This window comes from Streptomyces aquilus (assembly GCF_003955715.1).
GTDB lineage: Bacteria > Actinomycetota > Actinomycetes > Streptomycetales > Streptomycetaceae > Streptomyces > Streptomyces aquilus.
Genome location: NZ_CP034463.1, coordinates 8,112,421 through 8,126,050 on the forward strand (window position 1 = coordinate 8,112,421; position 13,630 = coordinate 8,126,050).

A 13,630-nucleotide genomic window follows, 5' to 3' on the forward strand; every position below is an offset into this window, starting at 1 on the left:
TGGGACGACAGGGCTTGTCCAAGGCTCCTGTCGTCTCGCGGGGGAAGGCGCTTTCCGCGTGCACACCACCGGGTCACGTCCCCGAGTCGTCGTCTCGGCCGACGGTCGCGGGGTGGTCAGCCATGTCGACTCCCGTTTGTCGGCCGATCCAGCCAAAATCACCGGGCTGACCAGCGCCTTCACCAGCGCGTTGCGTCGGCTGCGGCCGCGCGGCACGGGGCACGCCCCCGGCCGGGTACAGAGAAGAACCGACGGACGGGTCTTCACCAGTGACGAAAGTCACCGGTGGGGGCCCGTTCCTCGTTGTCGGGCCGGAACCGGCCCGGACAGGGATGCGACAGGGCCCGGGCGGTGAGGTATCTCACGGCCGGGGCCCTGCTATTTGAGCTGCTGGTCGTTCTCCGGGTGGTGCTGTGGTGACCTCGGCCGGTTCATGCGGCCGACGACAGCTGACGAGGCCGATGGTGCCGTCGAGCCGGGCGGCGATCTCGGTGGCCTGGGCGATCTTGTAGCCGGGGAAGTTCGAGGACCTGACGTAGAGGATCTTGCCCTGGGTGATCAGGCACAGCCGGGGCGAGAAGGCCGCGGATCCAGCCCACAGCCGGGTGTTTCTGCGCGTTGACCAGTCGCCGTGTGACGGGCCGATATGCAGTTCGGGAGTCGGTCAGCCCGCATCGACTCCGAGTTCGATCACCGGTCCAACCAGGGCAAGAGCCTGATCGACGACCTCGTCCAGGCTTTCGCTGCCGTCGCTGTCCACCCAGCGGCGCAGGGCGGCTTGGAAGGCCGTCAGGGCGACACCAGCAGCGACGGCAGGACGCAGGTCGACGTCGGGGTCCAGTCCGGCACGCAGGGCGAGGATGCCGGTCATCTCGGCCTGCCACTGGGACTGCCGCTCCAGGAAGCGGGCCAGAAGGGGCGGGGTGTCGAGGATCAGCCTGCTCACGCGCAGCATCTTGGCCGGATTGCCGACGCTCATCGAGGTGAACACCGACAGGGCACGACGCAACGCCACCGCGGTCGGCTCGTCGGCGGGCCGGGCGTTCAGCTCCGCGCACAACCTCACGCCGGCTTCCGCCAGCATGTGCACGATCACGTCTTCCTTGGAATCGAAGTAGCGCGAGAACGTACGGCGTGACATTCCCACGGCGGCCACGATCTGGTCGACCGTCGTCTCGTCGAATCCCTGGTCGGCCAGCAGTTTGACCGCGGCCTCCGCCAGTTCGCTGCGCACGAGCTGGCGCTTGCGCTCCGCCATGTTGGCCGCCGGGGCCGTCTTCGCATCTCCCACGACAACGATGCTAGTCCGAGCCAGATGAGTCCCTCCAGGTCTTAATTGACTCACTGTGCCATTGACGGCAGTCTGGGTCTCATGTCAGACAGCAAATGGACCGCATCCCGCATCCCCGACCTGACGGGCCGGACCTTCGTCGTCACCGGAGCCAACAGCGGCCTCGGCCTGGCCACCACCCGCCACCTGGCGCGGCACGGTGCGCACGTCGTCATGGCCGTACGCAACGAGGCCAAGGGCCGCCGGGCCGCCGCCGACATCTGCGGCGCCGATCCCGACGCAAGCCTGGAGATACGCCATCTCGACCTCGCCGATCTGGACTCGGTCAAGGCGTTCGCCGCCCGCGCGCACGTCGACGCCCTCCAGCTCGACGTCCTGATCAACAACGCGGGCGTCATGACGCCACCCCGAACGCTGAGCCCCCAGGGCCACGAGTCACAGTTCGCCGGTAACCACCTCGGCCACTTCGCCCTCACCGGCCTGCTCATGGACCTGCTGCAGCAGGGGCGTGACCCGCGTGTGGTGACCGTCAGCTCGATCGGGCATCACGGCGGGCAGATCCACTTCGACGACCTCTCCGGCGCCCGGAAGTACCAGCGCGTGAAGTACTACGACCAGTCGAAGTTCGCCAACGTCCTCTTCGGCCTGGAACTCGACCGCAGGCTCCGCGCGGCCGGCAGTCCGGTGCGCAGCCTGCTCGCCCACCCCGGGATCACGGCCACCAACCTCCAGCGCACCGGCCCGACCGGCCTGTTCCGGGTGGGAGGCGCCCTCGTCAACCGGCTGTTCGCCCAGGACGTCGAGATCGGCGCGCTTCCCCAACTGCACGCCGCGACGGCAGCGGACGTCGAGGGCGGGCAGTTCTTCGGCCCCGACGGATGGAAGGAGTTGCGCGGACATCCCACGGTCGTCCGCCCCGACCCTGCGGCGGAGGACCCTGACACCGCACGCCGCCTGTGGGGGCTGTCCGAGGAGCTGACCGGTGTGGCCTACGCACCCGCCCCTTCGGCATGACCCAAGGCCATCTTCGGCCCGCATGCAGCTGCAGCGGTGAGCGGGTGCCCTGAGGAGTGCGTGCTGCCGCGCATCGGCCTCACGGCTCCGAACGGCCCGCTCCGGGAAGAAGGCGATTCAGGAGGGACTGCTCCAGCTCGACCAGGATGGCTCCAAACTCAACGGCGTTCCTCACTCAGTGGCTGGCCAGGCCGAGCTGGATGGATGCCGCGTCGACCCTATGAGCCAACAGGCTTGACGTCTTCGCCGCGAACAAGCCGAGGCCGTCCCCACGGCCGCCACAACAACGTCCGCTTCCCGCACGGCCGCGGCCAGATCAGTCGTACGGGAGTGGCAGTAGGTGACCGTGGCGTCCCGGGTGAGCAGGAGCATTCCGGCGGGGTTGCCGAGGATCGCGCTTCGACCGCCGACAACGGCATATACGGCATGTCGTGACTCCGTCGACGTCCTTTTCCGGCCCGATGGCCTCGAACTCTGCCCGCTCATCGATGTGAGGGCCTACGGGGTGCTGAAGCAAGATGCCGTGCACTTCGGCGTTCCGTGAGAGGGACTGGAGGGTCTCCACCAGCTCAGCCGTTGTCGTGGTGGCCGGCAGACTGACAAGCCGAGACTCGATGCCCGCCTTCGCGCAACACGCCCGCTTCATCCGTACGTACGTCACCGAAGCCGGATCTTCACCCACCAGCACCGTTGCCAGACAAGGCGTCACACCGACACGCGGCTTAAGCTCCGCCGCCTTGCCTGATGTCTCCTCGACGATGCGTCGGGCATCCGCGCTGCACCCGGCGCCGACAGCCGATCGCTGATCCTGCGGTCAGGACCGGGCTGCTGGTGCCGCGGCGCGGGCCCGGTGCGCGCGGATCTCGTCGTGGTGGTCGGTGGCCCAGCCGATCAGGGATGTCACGATCTCGTGGAGGCCGCGCCCCAGCGGGGTGAGGGAGTACTCGACACGCGGTGGAACCTCCGCGTATGCGGTGCGGGTGATCAGACCGTCCTGCTGGAGCTGGCGCAGCGTGAGGGTGAGCATCCGCTGGGAGATCCCGGGGACCTGGCGCTGCAGGTCGGTGTAGCGCAGCGGGCCCGCCTCCACGACCGCGATGAGCAGCAGGCTCCACTTGTCGCCGACGCGGTCGAGGACCTGCCGGATGAACTCCATGTGCTCGGCGGGGATGCGGGCACACGGCCCCACCGCCGCCGCGCCGCCCGAACTGCCGGTGACCTCCATGACGCACATTCCTCTCCGGCACGAACACCAATGTGCCTTTTGTATCGACTTCCATACTGGCCCATCATGGCGCTACGAACAAAACGTAGGAATCAAAGCGCAGGCACGGGAGGCGCGCGTCATGAAGATCGAGATCTGGGCCGAGGTCACCTGCCCCTGGTGCGGACTTGGCAGCCACCGTCTGGACCGGGCAGTGGAGCGGTTTGAGCACGGCAACGAGGTGGAGGTCGTCCACCACTCGTTCCCGCTGAGCAGCTCCTTCCCCGTGGATGAGACGTTCAGCGTCCGTGACGCGCTGCTGCGCCGGCACGGCATGGGCGGCTCCCAGGCCGAGGCGTCCACGCGTCGGATCGAGGCGCTGGCCGCAGCCGAGGGACTCCGCCCCTACAGGGTGCTGGACAACCTGGTCGGCAACACCGACCTGGCGCACGAGTTCCTCGCCCATGCCTCCGCCGAGGGCAGGAACCGCGAAGCCTGGGACGCGATCTTCCGCGCCTACTTCGGTCAGGCCCGCCCCGTCTTCAGCCTGGACGACCTGCTCGACCTGGGCCAGGAGCTCGGCCTGGACCGGGAGGGCACCCGCCGAGCGCTCACCGAGCACCGCTACCAGCGGCAGGTCCGCGACGATGCCGCCCGCGCCCAGCGCCTGGGTGCCACCGGCGCGCCCTTCATCGTTGTCGACGGCCAGTACGGCATCCCCGGCGCGCAGGACAGCGACGGCCTTCTCGACGTGCTGCGCACGGCCTGGGACGCATCCCACCCGCTCACCCTGACGACCGACGGCGATGCTGCGGTCTGTGGCCCCGACGGCTGCGCCGTACCGGCCCGCAACTGACCTCCGCCGGTCACCCCACGACACACCCTTGATCATTTCGAAAGGCTGACTTCCCCATGTCCTACCTGCTGCACATCGACGCCTCCTCGCTCGACGAGGCATCCGTCTCCCGTCAGGTCGCCCGGTCCTTCCGTGACGCGTGGCAGGGCGCGGTCGTCCACCGCGACCTGGCCGCCTCCCCCGCCCCGCACCTCAGCGCGGCCGGCATCACCGCCCGTACCACCGACCGCGCCGAGCACACCCCCGAGCAGGCGAAGGCCCTGGCGATCCAGAACGAGCTGATCGACGAATTCCTCGGCGCCGACGCCTACCTGTTCACCGTGCCGATGTACAACCTCACGATGCCGTCCGTGTTCAAGGCATGGCTGGACCAGATCATGGTCGCCGGGCGCACCCTGAACTTCGACGGACCCCCTCCCACCCTCGGCCGCCCCGCCACGGTGATCTCCGCACGCGGCGGCAGCTACGGCCCCGGCGCCCCCAAGCACGGCATGGACCACCTGGTACCGGCACTGGAAACCGTCCTGGGCCACCCAGCCAACCTCGGCCTCGACCTGACGACGGTGCTGCCCGAACTGACCATGGCCCCGTACGTGCCGATGATGGCTCCGCTGCTGCCGATGCACGAGGCGTCGATGACCCAGGCGCACGACGAGGCCCGCCGCCTGGGCTCTGCCCTGACCGGCCGACCGGCCGCCTGATCCACCCCTGAACTGCCCGAAAGGCGTTTGATCACCATGAGTAACCTTCTGGTCCTCGGCGGCAGCGGCCGCACCGGCGCTCACGTCCTGGAGCACGCGGCCCGGCGCGGCCACCACGTCCGCGCCCTCGTCCGCGACCCCGACAGGGTGCAGACACCGGCCGGCGTCGAACTGATCCAGGGCAGCCCCGCGAACATCGACGACATCCGCAAGGCCGCCGAAGGCACCCAGGCGGTGATCAGTGCGCTGTCCAACGCCCGCGCCTCCGACAACCCGTGGGCCAAGCCGGTCAGCCCGCCGATGTTCATGACCGACGCCGCCCGCGACACGCTCACCGTCATGGGCGAACAGGGCATCCGCCGCATCGTGCTGACGTCCACGCAGGGCGCCGGCGACGACTGGGCCCGGCTCAACCCGCTGGTCAAGGCGTTCATCAAGCTGTCGAACATCAAGGCGGGCTTCGCGGACCACACCGGCCTCGACCAGGCCATCCGCGCCTCGTCCGGCATCGACTGGACCCTGGCCCGCGCCGTTGCCCTCACCGACAAGCCCCTCAGCGGCCCCGTACGGGCCGCCGAGGCCGGCACCGAAAAGCCCGGCGCCCGGATCAACCGCGCCGACCTCGCCCAGTTCCTCGTCCAGACGGTCGAGGACGACACCTGGATCCGCAAAGCCCCCCTCGTCTGGAACACACGAGGATGACCCACCCCATGAACCACACCCACCTCATGATCCACACCCATCTCATGCACCACAGCTGTCCGACCTTAGGCACGCCGTCCCCCGACGGCGACGCCGGACTGGCGTGACATGGCGCATTCACCCGCCTCTCAGCCCTGCCCGAGGAACCCATGCCCGCCCCTCGACCAGCAACCCAACTGGCGGCAGTCGGTGTCGCTGGTCTCGATCTCGTACAGGGCTGTCGTCACCACGGGGCGCTCAGGTCTTCGAGGAGGGTCGCCAGGAGCTCGCAAGCGTCGTCCTCGTGCGGGGTCCCTGTAGGAGGAGTGATCGCTGACGTGGAACACCGTGTCCTTCGCGGTGACCGTGTTCCCGGGCCGACGTGGACGGTGTAATGCGTGGGTTTCATGCCGACGTCGTCGGGGATGTCCAGGCCCGCCGCGCACACCCCGGCGTTCATGAGGGCTCCTGGGCCGGGTCGGAGAGAGCATCGGGCCCGGTGTCGAGGTCGGTGGCAGTGAGAGGGAGCAGCACCTGGAAGCGGGTGTCGCCGGGTACGGACTCGACTTTCAGGTCACCGTGGTGCTTGTTGACGACGATCCGCCAGGAGATGTCGAGTCCCAGCCCGGTGCCCTCGCCCACCGGTTTGGTGGTGAAGAACGGGTCGAAGATCCGGCCGCGGATCTCGGCCGGCACTCCCGGGCCTGTGTCGCGGAACTCCACCAGCAGCCGGTCATGCACCCGAGCGGTGCGTACGGTCAACGTCCCTTCGCCGCCCGCGCTCTTGATGGCGAAGACGGCGTTGTCGATCAGGTTGGTCCACACCTGGTTCAGTTCGGCCGGGTAGGCCGGAATCCTCGGCACCGAACGGTCGTACTCCTTCACGACCTTGACCTGTGGACCGATCTTGCCCGACAGCATCAGCAGTGTGCTATCGAGGAGTTCGTGCACATCGGCGACCTGGTAGGGCGCGCGGTCCAGCTGCGAGTACTGCTTGGCGGCGTCGACGAGGTGCGAGATACGGGTGGTGGAGTCCTCGATCTCGGACATCAACAGCTCGGCCTCGACCGTGTAGTTGAGGCACTCGATGGCACTCTGCAGGAGTTCCTGCTCGCCGACGGCCACCGCGACCTGCTCCAGCCAGTCGACGTCGAGACCGCCCTGCACGAAGGCCGGCGCGATCTGCCAGCCGTTCTGGACACCGTGGTCGCCGAGCCAGTCGGCGAGTTCATCCTCCCGGTCGGACGTTTCGAGCGGGCTCAGTGCCGGCGCCTTGGAGACCCGCTCGGCCGTACGCTCCTGGAGCTCGACCAGGGCCTTCAGGGCGTCGCCGTGGTAGGGGCCCGAGGCGATGGCGCCGAGCTTGTTGCGCATGTGCGCGACCCGGTCCCTGAGTGAGGAGGTGGCCCGTGCGGCCGCCGCGGCCGGGTTGTTGAGCTCATGGGTGAGACCCGCGGACAACGAGCCCAGCGCCAGCAGCCGTTCGCGCTGCCCGACGGCCCGCTGAAAGGTCTGCGAACCGAGGGCGAGCCCCTCCAGGAGATGGACCGCCATCGGAAACCACTCGTGGATGAGGTTCGCGAACGATTCGGCGGGCAGGACGAAGAACCGTGTCGGCTCCGGCACCCGCACCGAGTTCATGTACCGCTGCGGTTTCCCGTCCCCGAGGTACGCCATCACGGCCCCCGCGTACACCCCTGGCTGGGAGGTGCGGCTCACCTCGATGTCGTCGCTGCCCACGCGGCGCGACATGATGACCGTGCCCTCGATCATCACGTACAGGCAGGTCGCCGGGTCACCCTCGGTGAACACCGGCCCGGGGTCGAACTGTTCGACCCGTCCCTCGCCGCACAACCTGTCGAGCTGCTGGGCGCTGAGCTTCTCGAACAGGAAGAGGGAACGGATCTCCGCAGCGTCGCACGGCATCGGCTGCCCGCTCATGACTGCTCCAGATACCGGTGGACGAGCATCACGGCCATGGCTCCCTCTCCGACGGCGGACGCGACCCGCTTCGCTGACTCGGCACGCGCGTCGCCTGCGACGAACACGCCCGGAATGTTGGTCTCCAGGTGGTACGGCGGCCGGTCCAGCTCCCAGCCCGCCGGTGGCCGTCCGTCGGCGGTCAGGTCGGGCCCGGCGAGGATGAACCCGCGCTCGTCCCGCAGCACCGTGCCCTCCAGCCAGTCGGTCAGCGGTGCCGCCCCGATGAACACGAACAGCCACTGCGCGTCGACCCGTTCGGTCTGCCCGCTCGTCGTGTCGCGCAGCGTCAGCTGTTCCAGGTCGTTGTCGCCGTGCGCGGCCTCGACGGCCGTGTGGGCCCGCACCGAGATGTTCGGTGCCTCGGCGATCTGCTGGATCAGGTAGTGGGACATGGACGCGGTGAGGTCCGGCCCGCGCACCAGCAGGGTGACCGACTTGGCGCCCCGGGACAGGTACATCGCCGCCTGGCCGGCCGAGTTGGCGCCGCCCACGATGTACACGTCGTGGCCGTGGCAGGCGGCGGCCTCGGTGAGCGCGGACCCGTAGAACACCCCGCGGCCCGACAGTTCGTCGGCACCCGGCGCCTCCAGCTTCCGGTAGGACACGCCGGTCGCCAGGATCACGCTGTGCGCCGCGATCTGCGACCCGTCCGCGAACCGTACGAGCCGCGCCGCCCCGCTGCTCTCCAGACCGGTCACCTCACGGGCGGTGAGGATCTCGGCGCCGAACTTCGTGGCCTGGCGTCGCGCCCGGTCGGTGAGCTGGGCGCCGGACACGCCGTCCGGGAAGCCGAGATAGTTCTCGATCCGTGAACTCTGCCCGGCCTGCCCGCCTGTCGCCGACCGCTCCACCAGCACCGTCCGCAGCCCCTCCGAGGCCCCGTACACGGCCGCGCCGAGACCGGCCGGCCCGCCGCCGATGACGACCAGGTCGTAGAAGTCGGCGGTCGGGGTCGTCGCCAGGCCCACGTGCGCGGCCAGTTCGGGCACCTCCGGCTCGACGAGTGCCGTACCGTCCGCCGTGATCACCACCGGCAGCCGCTGCCCGTCCTCGCCCGCCGCGGCCAGCAGCCGCTGGCCCTCGGGCTCGTCGGTGGAGTACCAGCGGTACGGCACCTGGTTGCGGGCCAGGAACTCCCGGACGTCCGACGAGCGGGCCGACCACCGGTGACCGACGACCTTGGTGCTCGGCATCGGCCGGAAGTCACTGCACCGCCACGCCTCCAGCAGGTCGTCGAGCACCGGGTAGAGCTTCTCCTCCGGCGGGTCCCAGGGCTTGAGGAGGTAGTGGTCGAGGTCGACGACGTTGATCGCGTCGATCGCCGCGTCCGTGTCCGCGTAAGCGGTCAGCAGCACGCGACGGGCGCCCGGATAGAGGTCCAGGGCCTGTTCGAGGAACTCGATGCCGTTCATCTGGGGCATCCGGTAGTCGGCCAGGATCACCGCGACCAGATCACCGCGCAGCTTCAGCTCCCGCAGCGCCTCCAGCGCGGACTGGCCGGACTCCGCGCGCACGATCCGGTACGCCTGGCCGTAGCGCCGCCGCAGGTCACGGGCGACGGCACGGGACACCCCGGGGTCGTCGTCCACGGTCAGGATGACGGTCCGCGCAGCCTCCGCGGTCTGTGCCGTACGTCCCCCACCTCGAGTGATGTGGTCCGCTACTTGGCCCATGCTGCGATCCGTTCCGCGATCGCCTCGGGGGCCTCGATGTGCAGGAAGTGACCGACACCGGGGACGACCTCCATCGCGTGCGGGGCGGCGAACCGATGTCGGTCGTCGACCTTCGGGGGGAGGAAGCAGCCGTCGTCGGCACCGTAAAGCTGCAGCAGGGGCACCTCGATCGGATGAGACAGGCGGCGCGTCGCCCCAATCATGCCGGGCCGCATCATCGCCCGGTAGTACTTGATGGGCGCGGGCATGCTCGCCCGCAGGTCCTCGTGCAGCTCCGCCTGGAGAGCTGGATCGAGCGAGAGGCCGGGCGACCACTGACGCCAGAGACGGTCGATGAAGGCGAGATCGCGGGCGCTGGCCACCCAGCCGCTTCCCGGCAGTTGAAAGAGCCCCATGTACCAGATCCGGCGTAGCTGAGCCAGGCGCGGCCGGCTCAGGAACGTGACGGGGTGGGGGACTGCGAGCGTGACCGCGCGTTCGATCCGCTCCGGCGCGGTAACGACGGCGTCGTAGGTGATCAGGGCGCCCCAGTCGTGGCCGACCAGCTCCACGGCTCGCCCCGGAGACCAGCGGTCGATCAGCGCGAGCACGTCGCCGGTGAGGGAGGCGAAGTCGAACGGCCCGGCCGTCGGGGACGGCGCGTAACCGCGAAGCCAGGGTGCGATGACGTGACGTCCCTGGCGGGCGAGCTCGGCGAGGAAGGGCTTCGCGGTCGGCGGGTGGTCCGGGAAGCCGTGCAGGACGACCGTCGGCTGACCATCGGGGTCACCACCCTGCAGCGCGTGAAAGGTGCCGTGCGGCAGGTCGAAGGTGACGTGTTCGAATTCCATGGGTGTCAGCCGTTTCCAAGAGCGGTCGGACGACAGAGGCTGATGCTGGCTTCAGTGTCTCTGGTTTTGGACATGTGCGTCTTTTCGGGCGCCGGGTGTAGTGCGGGGTCAGCCGGCCAGTCGGTTGAGCTTGCGGATTTGTTGGTCGAAGGCGCGCGAGGGCACGATCCGGCGCAGGAGGCTGACACGTCTGGCCATCGGGCCGGCGGTGTAACGGAGCTTGGGCTTGGAATCGGTGGCGGCCGCGACGATCACCTTCGCGACAACAGCCGGGGCGTCGGCGTTGCGCACGGCCGTGGCCAGCACGTCTCGGGAGACCTCTCGCTGTGCGGCGTAGACCGGCAGGGGCGAGTCGGGTGCCATGCTGCTCGCCTCGAAACTCGTGTTTGTGTAGGCCGGCTCGACCAGCAGCATCCGCACGCCGTGCTCGCGAAGCTCGTGGTCGACGGATTCGGAGTAACCCTCGACCGCATGCTTGGTGGCGGCGTAGACGGCCATGAAGGGGGCCGGGATCAGACCGAGCACCGAGGAGACGTTGACCACCCGGCCACTGCGCTGGGCGCGCATCTGGGGCAGCACTGCGTTCGCCATCCGCATCAGGCCGAAGACGTTGATGTCGAAGACGTCCTTGGCCTGGTTGATGGAGCTCTCCTCGCCGGCGCCGACCGCGCCCACGCCTGCGTTGTTGACCAGGACGTCGATCCGGCCGAACCGATCGATCACCTCTCCGACCAGGGAGCGGACCGACTCGTCGCTGGCCACGTCGAGATCGAGGAACGTCACCCCGGCGATCGGCTTGGCGTTCGCCGCGTTGCGGCTCGTGCCGACCACCGCGAAGCCGGCGCCCACGAGGGCGAGCGCCGCCGCCCGCCCGATCCCGGAGGAGGCACCCGTCACGAGGGCCACTGGGGAAGCTGTCTGCATATCGGTTCCTTCGGTTGTGGACATGACTTCGTCGTGCCCTGTGTGGGGTCGCCTGTGCTCAGGTCGACACATTCGCACCGGTCCTGCAAGCCCGGACCAAGCCTGTTCGGTGAGCTCAGGATGGTTGTGTACTGAACGGTAAGGAACCTAGATGGTTCTGTACTGGGTTGTCAAGAAGGGTGGGGCGGCTTTACCTTCGATGCATGGCCAGACCACGAAGCTTCGACCCCGACCACGTCCTGCACGCCGCAGAGCGGCAGTTCCGCACCTCGGGCTACAACGGCACCAGCGTCGATGACATCAGCGCCGCCACCGGCCTGGGCCGCGGCAGCCTCTACGCCGCGTTCGACGGCAAACACGGCGTGCTGCTGCAGGCGATGGCCGGCTACTTCGCCCGGCTGGCGCAGGGTCCGCGCAAGATGCTCGACGGACCGGACGAGGGCGCCCTGGAACGACTGCACGCCTACCTGCTGCGCGCCGTCCACGGAGTGCCACTCGCCCCCGACGTACCCCCCGCCCCCGACCGGACGGCCGCAGCCTGCTTCGCCGCCAAAATGGCCCTGGAGATCGGCGCCTCCGACCCCGAGGTCAAACGCCTGGCCAACGACTGCTTCTCCGTAGTCCGCACAGCGGTGGCCGACTGCCTACGAGCGGCCCAACGCAACGGCGACATCGACCCCGACGCGGATCCCGACGACCTCGCGTACCTTCTGCTGACCATCATCCGGGGGAGCGATGTCGTGGGCGCGTACGGCCACACTCCCGACCGCCTGACCTCGATAGCGGAGAGCGCGTTCGCCTTGCTGCCTCGCCCCCGCCACCCCTGACAAGGACACAGCCGGGCCTCGTCGCACAGGCACCTGATGCGGCCGGCCCACTGCGACGCCGCCGAAGCACGGCCCGCAGGTTCACGCACCGCCGGGCGGTCACCTGGGCGGCCGAAGAGGAACTGCGCCCGCATCCAGCAGCGTTCCCCGGCGCTCGCGGCACACGACAACTGCCACCACAACCGCCCTGGTCCCCGCGACGCCAGTAGGCGGCGCGGGGACGCCCGGCTGCCGTACACCTCCACCCACTCCCGGGCCGGCGAGGGCGATCGCGCCTTGCCCCCGTGGAGAGCACTGCCCCCACGTTCAGCGACCCGCCCTCACATACCGACGGGTACCAACGCATCCACCATCTGCTCTGGACACCTGTCTCCGCGGACACAATCCCGCCGGGCCGCCTCATCGCACCGCACCCCCGGTCACCGGGGACCGGACATCCGCAGAAACGCCTCGAAGACGCAGCCCCGTCAGGTCCGCGACCTCCGTTTGAGGCATTCACTCTCATTTCCGCGTGCCACGTTCACGGGCGGCTGCCATCGCTGGGCGCGCTGTCCGCCTGCCCCGCCGTCAATCCCGAGCAGGGGTAATACGGGGTGCCGGCCTCATGTCCCGGTATGCCTCCTCGCCGACTGTCTCTGTGCCTGTCGCGGAGGCCCAGACGGGCAGAACCCGCTCGCCACGACGTACCGCGGAGGACATGACGGCACCACAACCAACACCCATCCCTGTACTGCTGAGCCCTGCTATTTCCCCCGCCTTGCAGGCAAGGACGCCCCTCGGAATCGTCGCCATCCGTACCCGCCTTCCTTGCATAGCCGTGTCTCCGTCGTCCGCCACCTACTGCGCGCCAAGGGGCGGTCCCCTAGGTGTATTGATCACGAGCGTTGTTAACAGGGGCGGGGTCTTGATCATGGCGCGTGCTGTCCGGCCGGCCCGTCGCGCATGTGGCGGCTGAGATGGGCATATCGCGGCCCACCGCCCACAAGTGGATCCGCCGCTGGCGGGCCGAGGGCGAGGCCGGGCTGCACGACCGGCCCAGCAAGCCCCGCACCACACCCCACCGCACACCACCCGCGGTCGAGGCCCGAGTCTGCCGTCTGCGGACCGACCGCAAGCTCGACCCGGCCCGCATCGGACCGGTTCTGGGCCTGCCCGCTTCCACCCTGCACCGCATCCTGGCCCGCCACGGCCTCAACCGCCTGGCCTGGCTGGACCGGCCCACCGGAGCGATCGTCCGCCGCTACGAACGCGCCCGGCCGGGCGAACTCGTCCACGTCGACATCAAAAAGCTCGGCAACATTCCCGACGGCGGCGGCCACAAGGTCATGGAGCGCCGCCAGGCGATGGACGACAAACTCGCCACCACCGACCGACGCCGCAGTTGCAGCGAGGTCCTCACCGACGAGCGCAAAGAAACCGCCGCCGGCTTCTGGCAGCGGGCGAACGCCTTCTTCGCCGCCCCCGGCATCACCCGCAAGAAGATCCGGCCCTACCGGCCGCAGACCAACGGCAAGGTCGAACGCTTCAACCGCACCCTGCTCGACGAATGGGCCTACCAGCGGCCCTACCGGACGAACGACGAGCGAACCCAGGCCCTGGCAGACTTCCTCCACACCTGATCGGTGACAGCGGTTGGCGTGCTGCCG

At 69.1% G+C, this 13,630-nt stretch carries 11 protein-coding genes and 3 pseudogenes; 6 read left to right on the forward strand and 8 right to left on the reverse strand.

Features of this window, described 5'->3' with window-relative positions; all coding sequences use genetic code 11:
• Positions 1 to 448: 448 nt before the first annotated feature.
• Positions 449 to 562, reverse strand: a pseudogene (locus tag EJC51_RS37190) (aldo/keto reductase); the annotation flags it as partial.
• A 102-nt stretch (positions 563 to 664) separates the two neighbouring features.
• The gene (locus tag EJC51_RS37195) at positions 665 to 1,258 is read right to left on the reverse strand and encodes an acyl-CoA-like ligand-binding transcription factor (RefSeq protein WP_126275069.1); all 594 of its coding nucleotides are present in this window, start codon (positions 1,256 to 1,258) and stop codon (positions 665 to 667) included.
• Between the two features lie 114 nt (positions 1,259 to 1,372).
• Between EJC51_RS37195 and EJC51_RS37200 the strand changes: the two genes are divergently transcribed.
• Positions 1,373 to 2,305: an oxidoreductase gene (locus EJC51_RS37200; RefSeq protein ID WP_126275070.1), complete on the forward strand. Its 933-nt coding sequence runs from the start codon at positions 1,373 to 1,375 to the stop codon at positions 2,303 to 2,305.
• Positions 2,306 to 2,535: 230 nt separating this feature from the next.
• Here EJC51_RS37200 and EJC51_RS37205 read toward each other — a convergent pair.
• Both EJC51_RS37205 and EJC51_RS37210 read right to left on the reverse strand, forming a co-directional pair.
• Positions 2,536 to 3,065 (reverse strand): annotated as a pseudogene (locus tag EJC51_RS37205) (tetrahydrofolate dehydrogenase/cyclohydrolase catalytic domain-containing protein); the annotation flags it as partial.
• Between the two features lie 54 nt (positions 3,066 to 3,119).
• Positions 3,120 to 3,530, reverse strand: coding sequence for a winged helix-turn-helix transcriptional regulator (locus EJC51_RS37210; protein ID WP_126275071.1), 411 nt, complete (start codon positions 3,528 to 3,530; stop codon positions 3,120 to 3,122).
• Between the two features lie 121 nt (positions 3,531 to 3,651).
• Between EJC51_RS37210 and EJC51_RS37215 the strand changes: the two genes are divergently transcribed.
• From EJC51_RS37215 to EJC51_RS37225, 3 genes are read left to right on the forward strand one after another with little or no spacing between them, the layout of a single operon-like run.
• Positions 3,652 to 4,365 carry a DsbA family oxidoreductase gene (locus tag EJC51_RS37215; protein WP_126275072.1) on the forward strand — a complete coding sequence of 238 codons (714 nt, stop codon included), beginning with the start codon at positions 3,652 to 3,654 and terminating at the stop codon, positions 4,363 to 4,365.
• Between the two features lie 56 nt (positions 4,366 to 4,421).
• Complete coding sequence (locus EJC51_RS37220; RefSeq protein WP_126275073.1) at positions 4,422 to 5,066, forward strand: FMN-dependent NADH-azoreductase; 645 nt, start codon at positions 4,422 to 4,424, stop codon at positions 5,064 to 5,066.
• A gap of 36 nt (positions 5,067 to 5,102) precedes the next feature.
• On the forward strand, positions 5,103 to 5,768 hold the full coding sequence (locus EJC51_RS37225; protein WP_126275074.1) for an NAD(P)-dependent oxidoreductase: 666 nt from the start codon (positions 5,103 to 5,105) through the stop codon (positions 5,766 to 5,768).
• 435 nt (positions 5,769 to 6,203) lie between these two features.
• On the opposite strand, the gene EJC51_RS37230 is transcribed toward EJC51_RS37225, so the two are convergent.
• The 4 genes from EJC51_RS37230 to EJC51_RS37245 form a co-directional block, all read right to left on the reverse strand.
• Entirely contained in the window at positions 6,204 to 7,688 is a 1,485-nt protein-coding gene (locus EJC51_RS37230) for an ATP-binding protein (RefSeq protein WP_126275075.1), read from the reverse strand.
• A complete protein-coding gene (locus EJC51_RS37235) occupies positions 7,685 to 9,403 on the reverse strand; it encodes an NAD(P)/FAD-dependent oxidoreductase (RefSeq protein WP_126275076.1) in 1,719 nt (572 codons plus the stop codon). The genes EJC51_RS37230 and EJC51_RS37235 overlap by 4 nt, the downstream gene beginning before the upstream one ends.
• On the reverse strand, positions 9,391 to 10,233 hold the full coding sequence (locus EJC51_RS37240; RefSeq protein ID WP_126275077.1) for an alpha/beta fold hydrolase: 843 nt from the start codon (positions 10,231 to 10,233) through the stop codon (positions 9,391 to 9,393). Before EJC51_RS37240 ends, EJC51_RS37235 begins: the two co-directional genes overlap by 13 nt.
• Before the next feature lie 108 nt (positions 10,234 to 10,341).
• The gene (locus EJC51_RS37245; RefSeq protein ID WP_126275078.1) at positions 10,342 to 11,157 is read right to left on the reverse strand and encodes an oxidoreductase; all 816 of its coding nucleotides are present in this window, start codon (positions 11,155 to 11,157) and stop codon (positions 10,342 to 10,344) included.
• Between the two features lie 203 nt (positions 11,158 to 11,360).
• On the opposite strand from EJC51_RS37245, the gene EJC51_RS37250 reads away from it, so the two are divergent.
• Entirely contained in the window at positions 11,361 to 11,984 is a 624-nt protein-coding gene (locus EJC51_RS37250) for a TetR/AcrR family transcriptional regulator (protein WP_166682941.1), read from the forward strand.
• A 917-nt stretch (positions 11,985 to 12,901) separates the two neighbouring features.
• Positions 12,902 to 13,600, forward strand: a pseudogene (locus EJC51_RS37255) (helix-turn-helix domain-containing protein); the annotation flags it as partial.
• Between the last annotated feature and the right edge of the window lie 30 nt (positions 13,601 to 13,630).

Bases quoted from the DNA above. Each gene is read 5' to 3' on its own strand.
- EJC51_RS37195 (WP_126275069.1), bottom strand. From the start codon at position 1,258: ATGGCGGAGCGCAAGCGCCAGCTCGTGCGCAGCGAACTGGCGGAGGCC.
- EJC51_RS37200 (WP_126275070.1), top strand. From the start codon at position 1,373: ATGTCAGACAGCAAATGGACCGCATCCCGCATCCCCGACCTGACGGGC.
- EJC51_RS37210 (WP_126275071.1), bottom strand. From the start codon at position 3,530: ATGGAGGTCACCGGCAGTTCGGGCGGCGCGGCGGCGGTGGGGCCGTGT.
- EJC51_RS37215 (WP_126275072.1), top strand. From the start codon at position 3,652: ATGAAGATCGAGATCTGGGCCGAGGTCACCTGCCCCTGGTGCGGACTT.
- EJC51_RS37220 (WP_126275073.1), top strand. From the start codon at position 4,422: ATGTCCTACCTGCTGCACATCGACGCCTCCTCGCTCGACGAGGCATCC.
- EJC51_RS37225 (WP_126275074.1), top strand. From the start codon at position 5,103: ATGAGTAACCTTCTGGTCCTCGGCGGCAGCGGCCGCACCGGCGCTCAC.
- EJC51_RS37230 (WP_126275075.1), bottom strand. From the start codon at position 7,688: ATGAGCGGGCAGCCGATGCCGTGCGACGCTGCGGAGATCCGTTCCCTC.
- EJC51_RS37235 (WP_126275076.1), bottom strand. From the start codon at position 9,403: ATGGGCCAAGTAGCGGACCACATCACTCGAGGTGGGGGACGTACGGCA.
- EJC51_RS37240 (WP_126275077.1), bottom strand. From the start codon at position 10,233: ATGGAATTCGAACACGTCACCTTCGACCTGCCGCACGGCACCTTTCAC.
- EJC51_RS37245 (WP_126275078.1), bottom strand. From the start codon at position 11,157: ATGCAGACAGCTTCCCCAGTGGCCCTCGTGACGGGTGCCTCCTCCGGG.
- EJC51_RS37250 (WP_166682941.1), top strand. From the start codon at position 11,361: ATGGCCAGACCACGAAGCTTCGACCCCGACCACGTCCTGCACGCCGCA.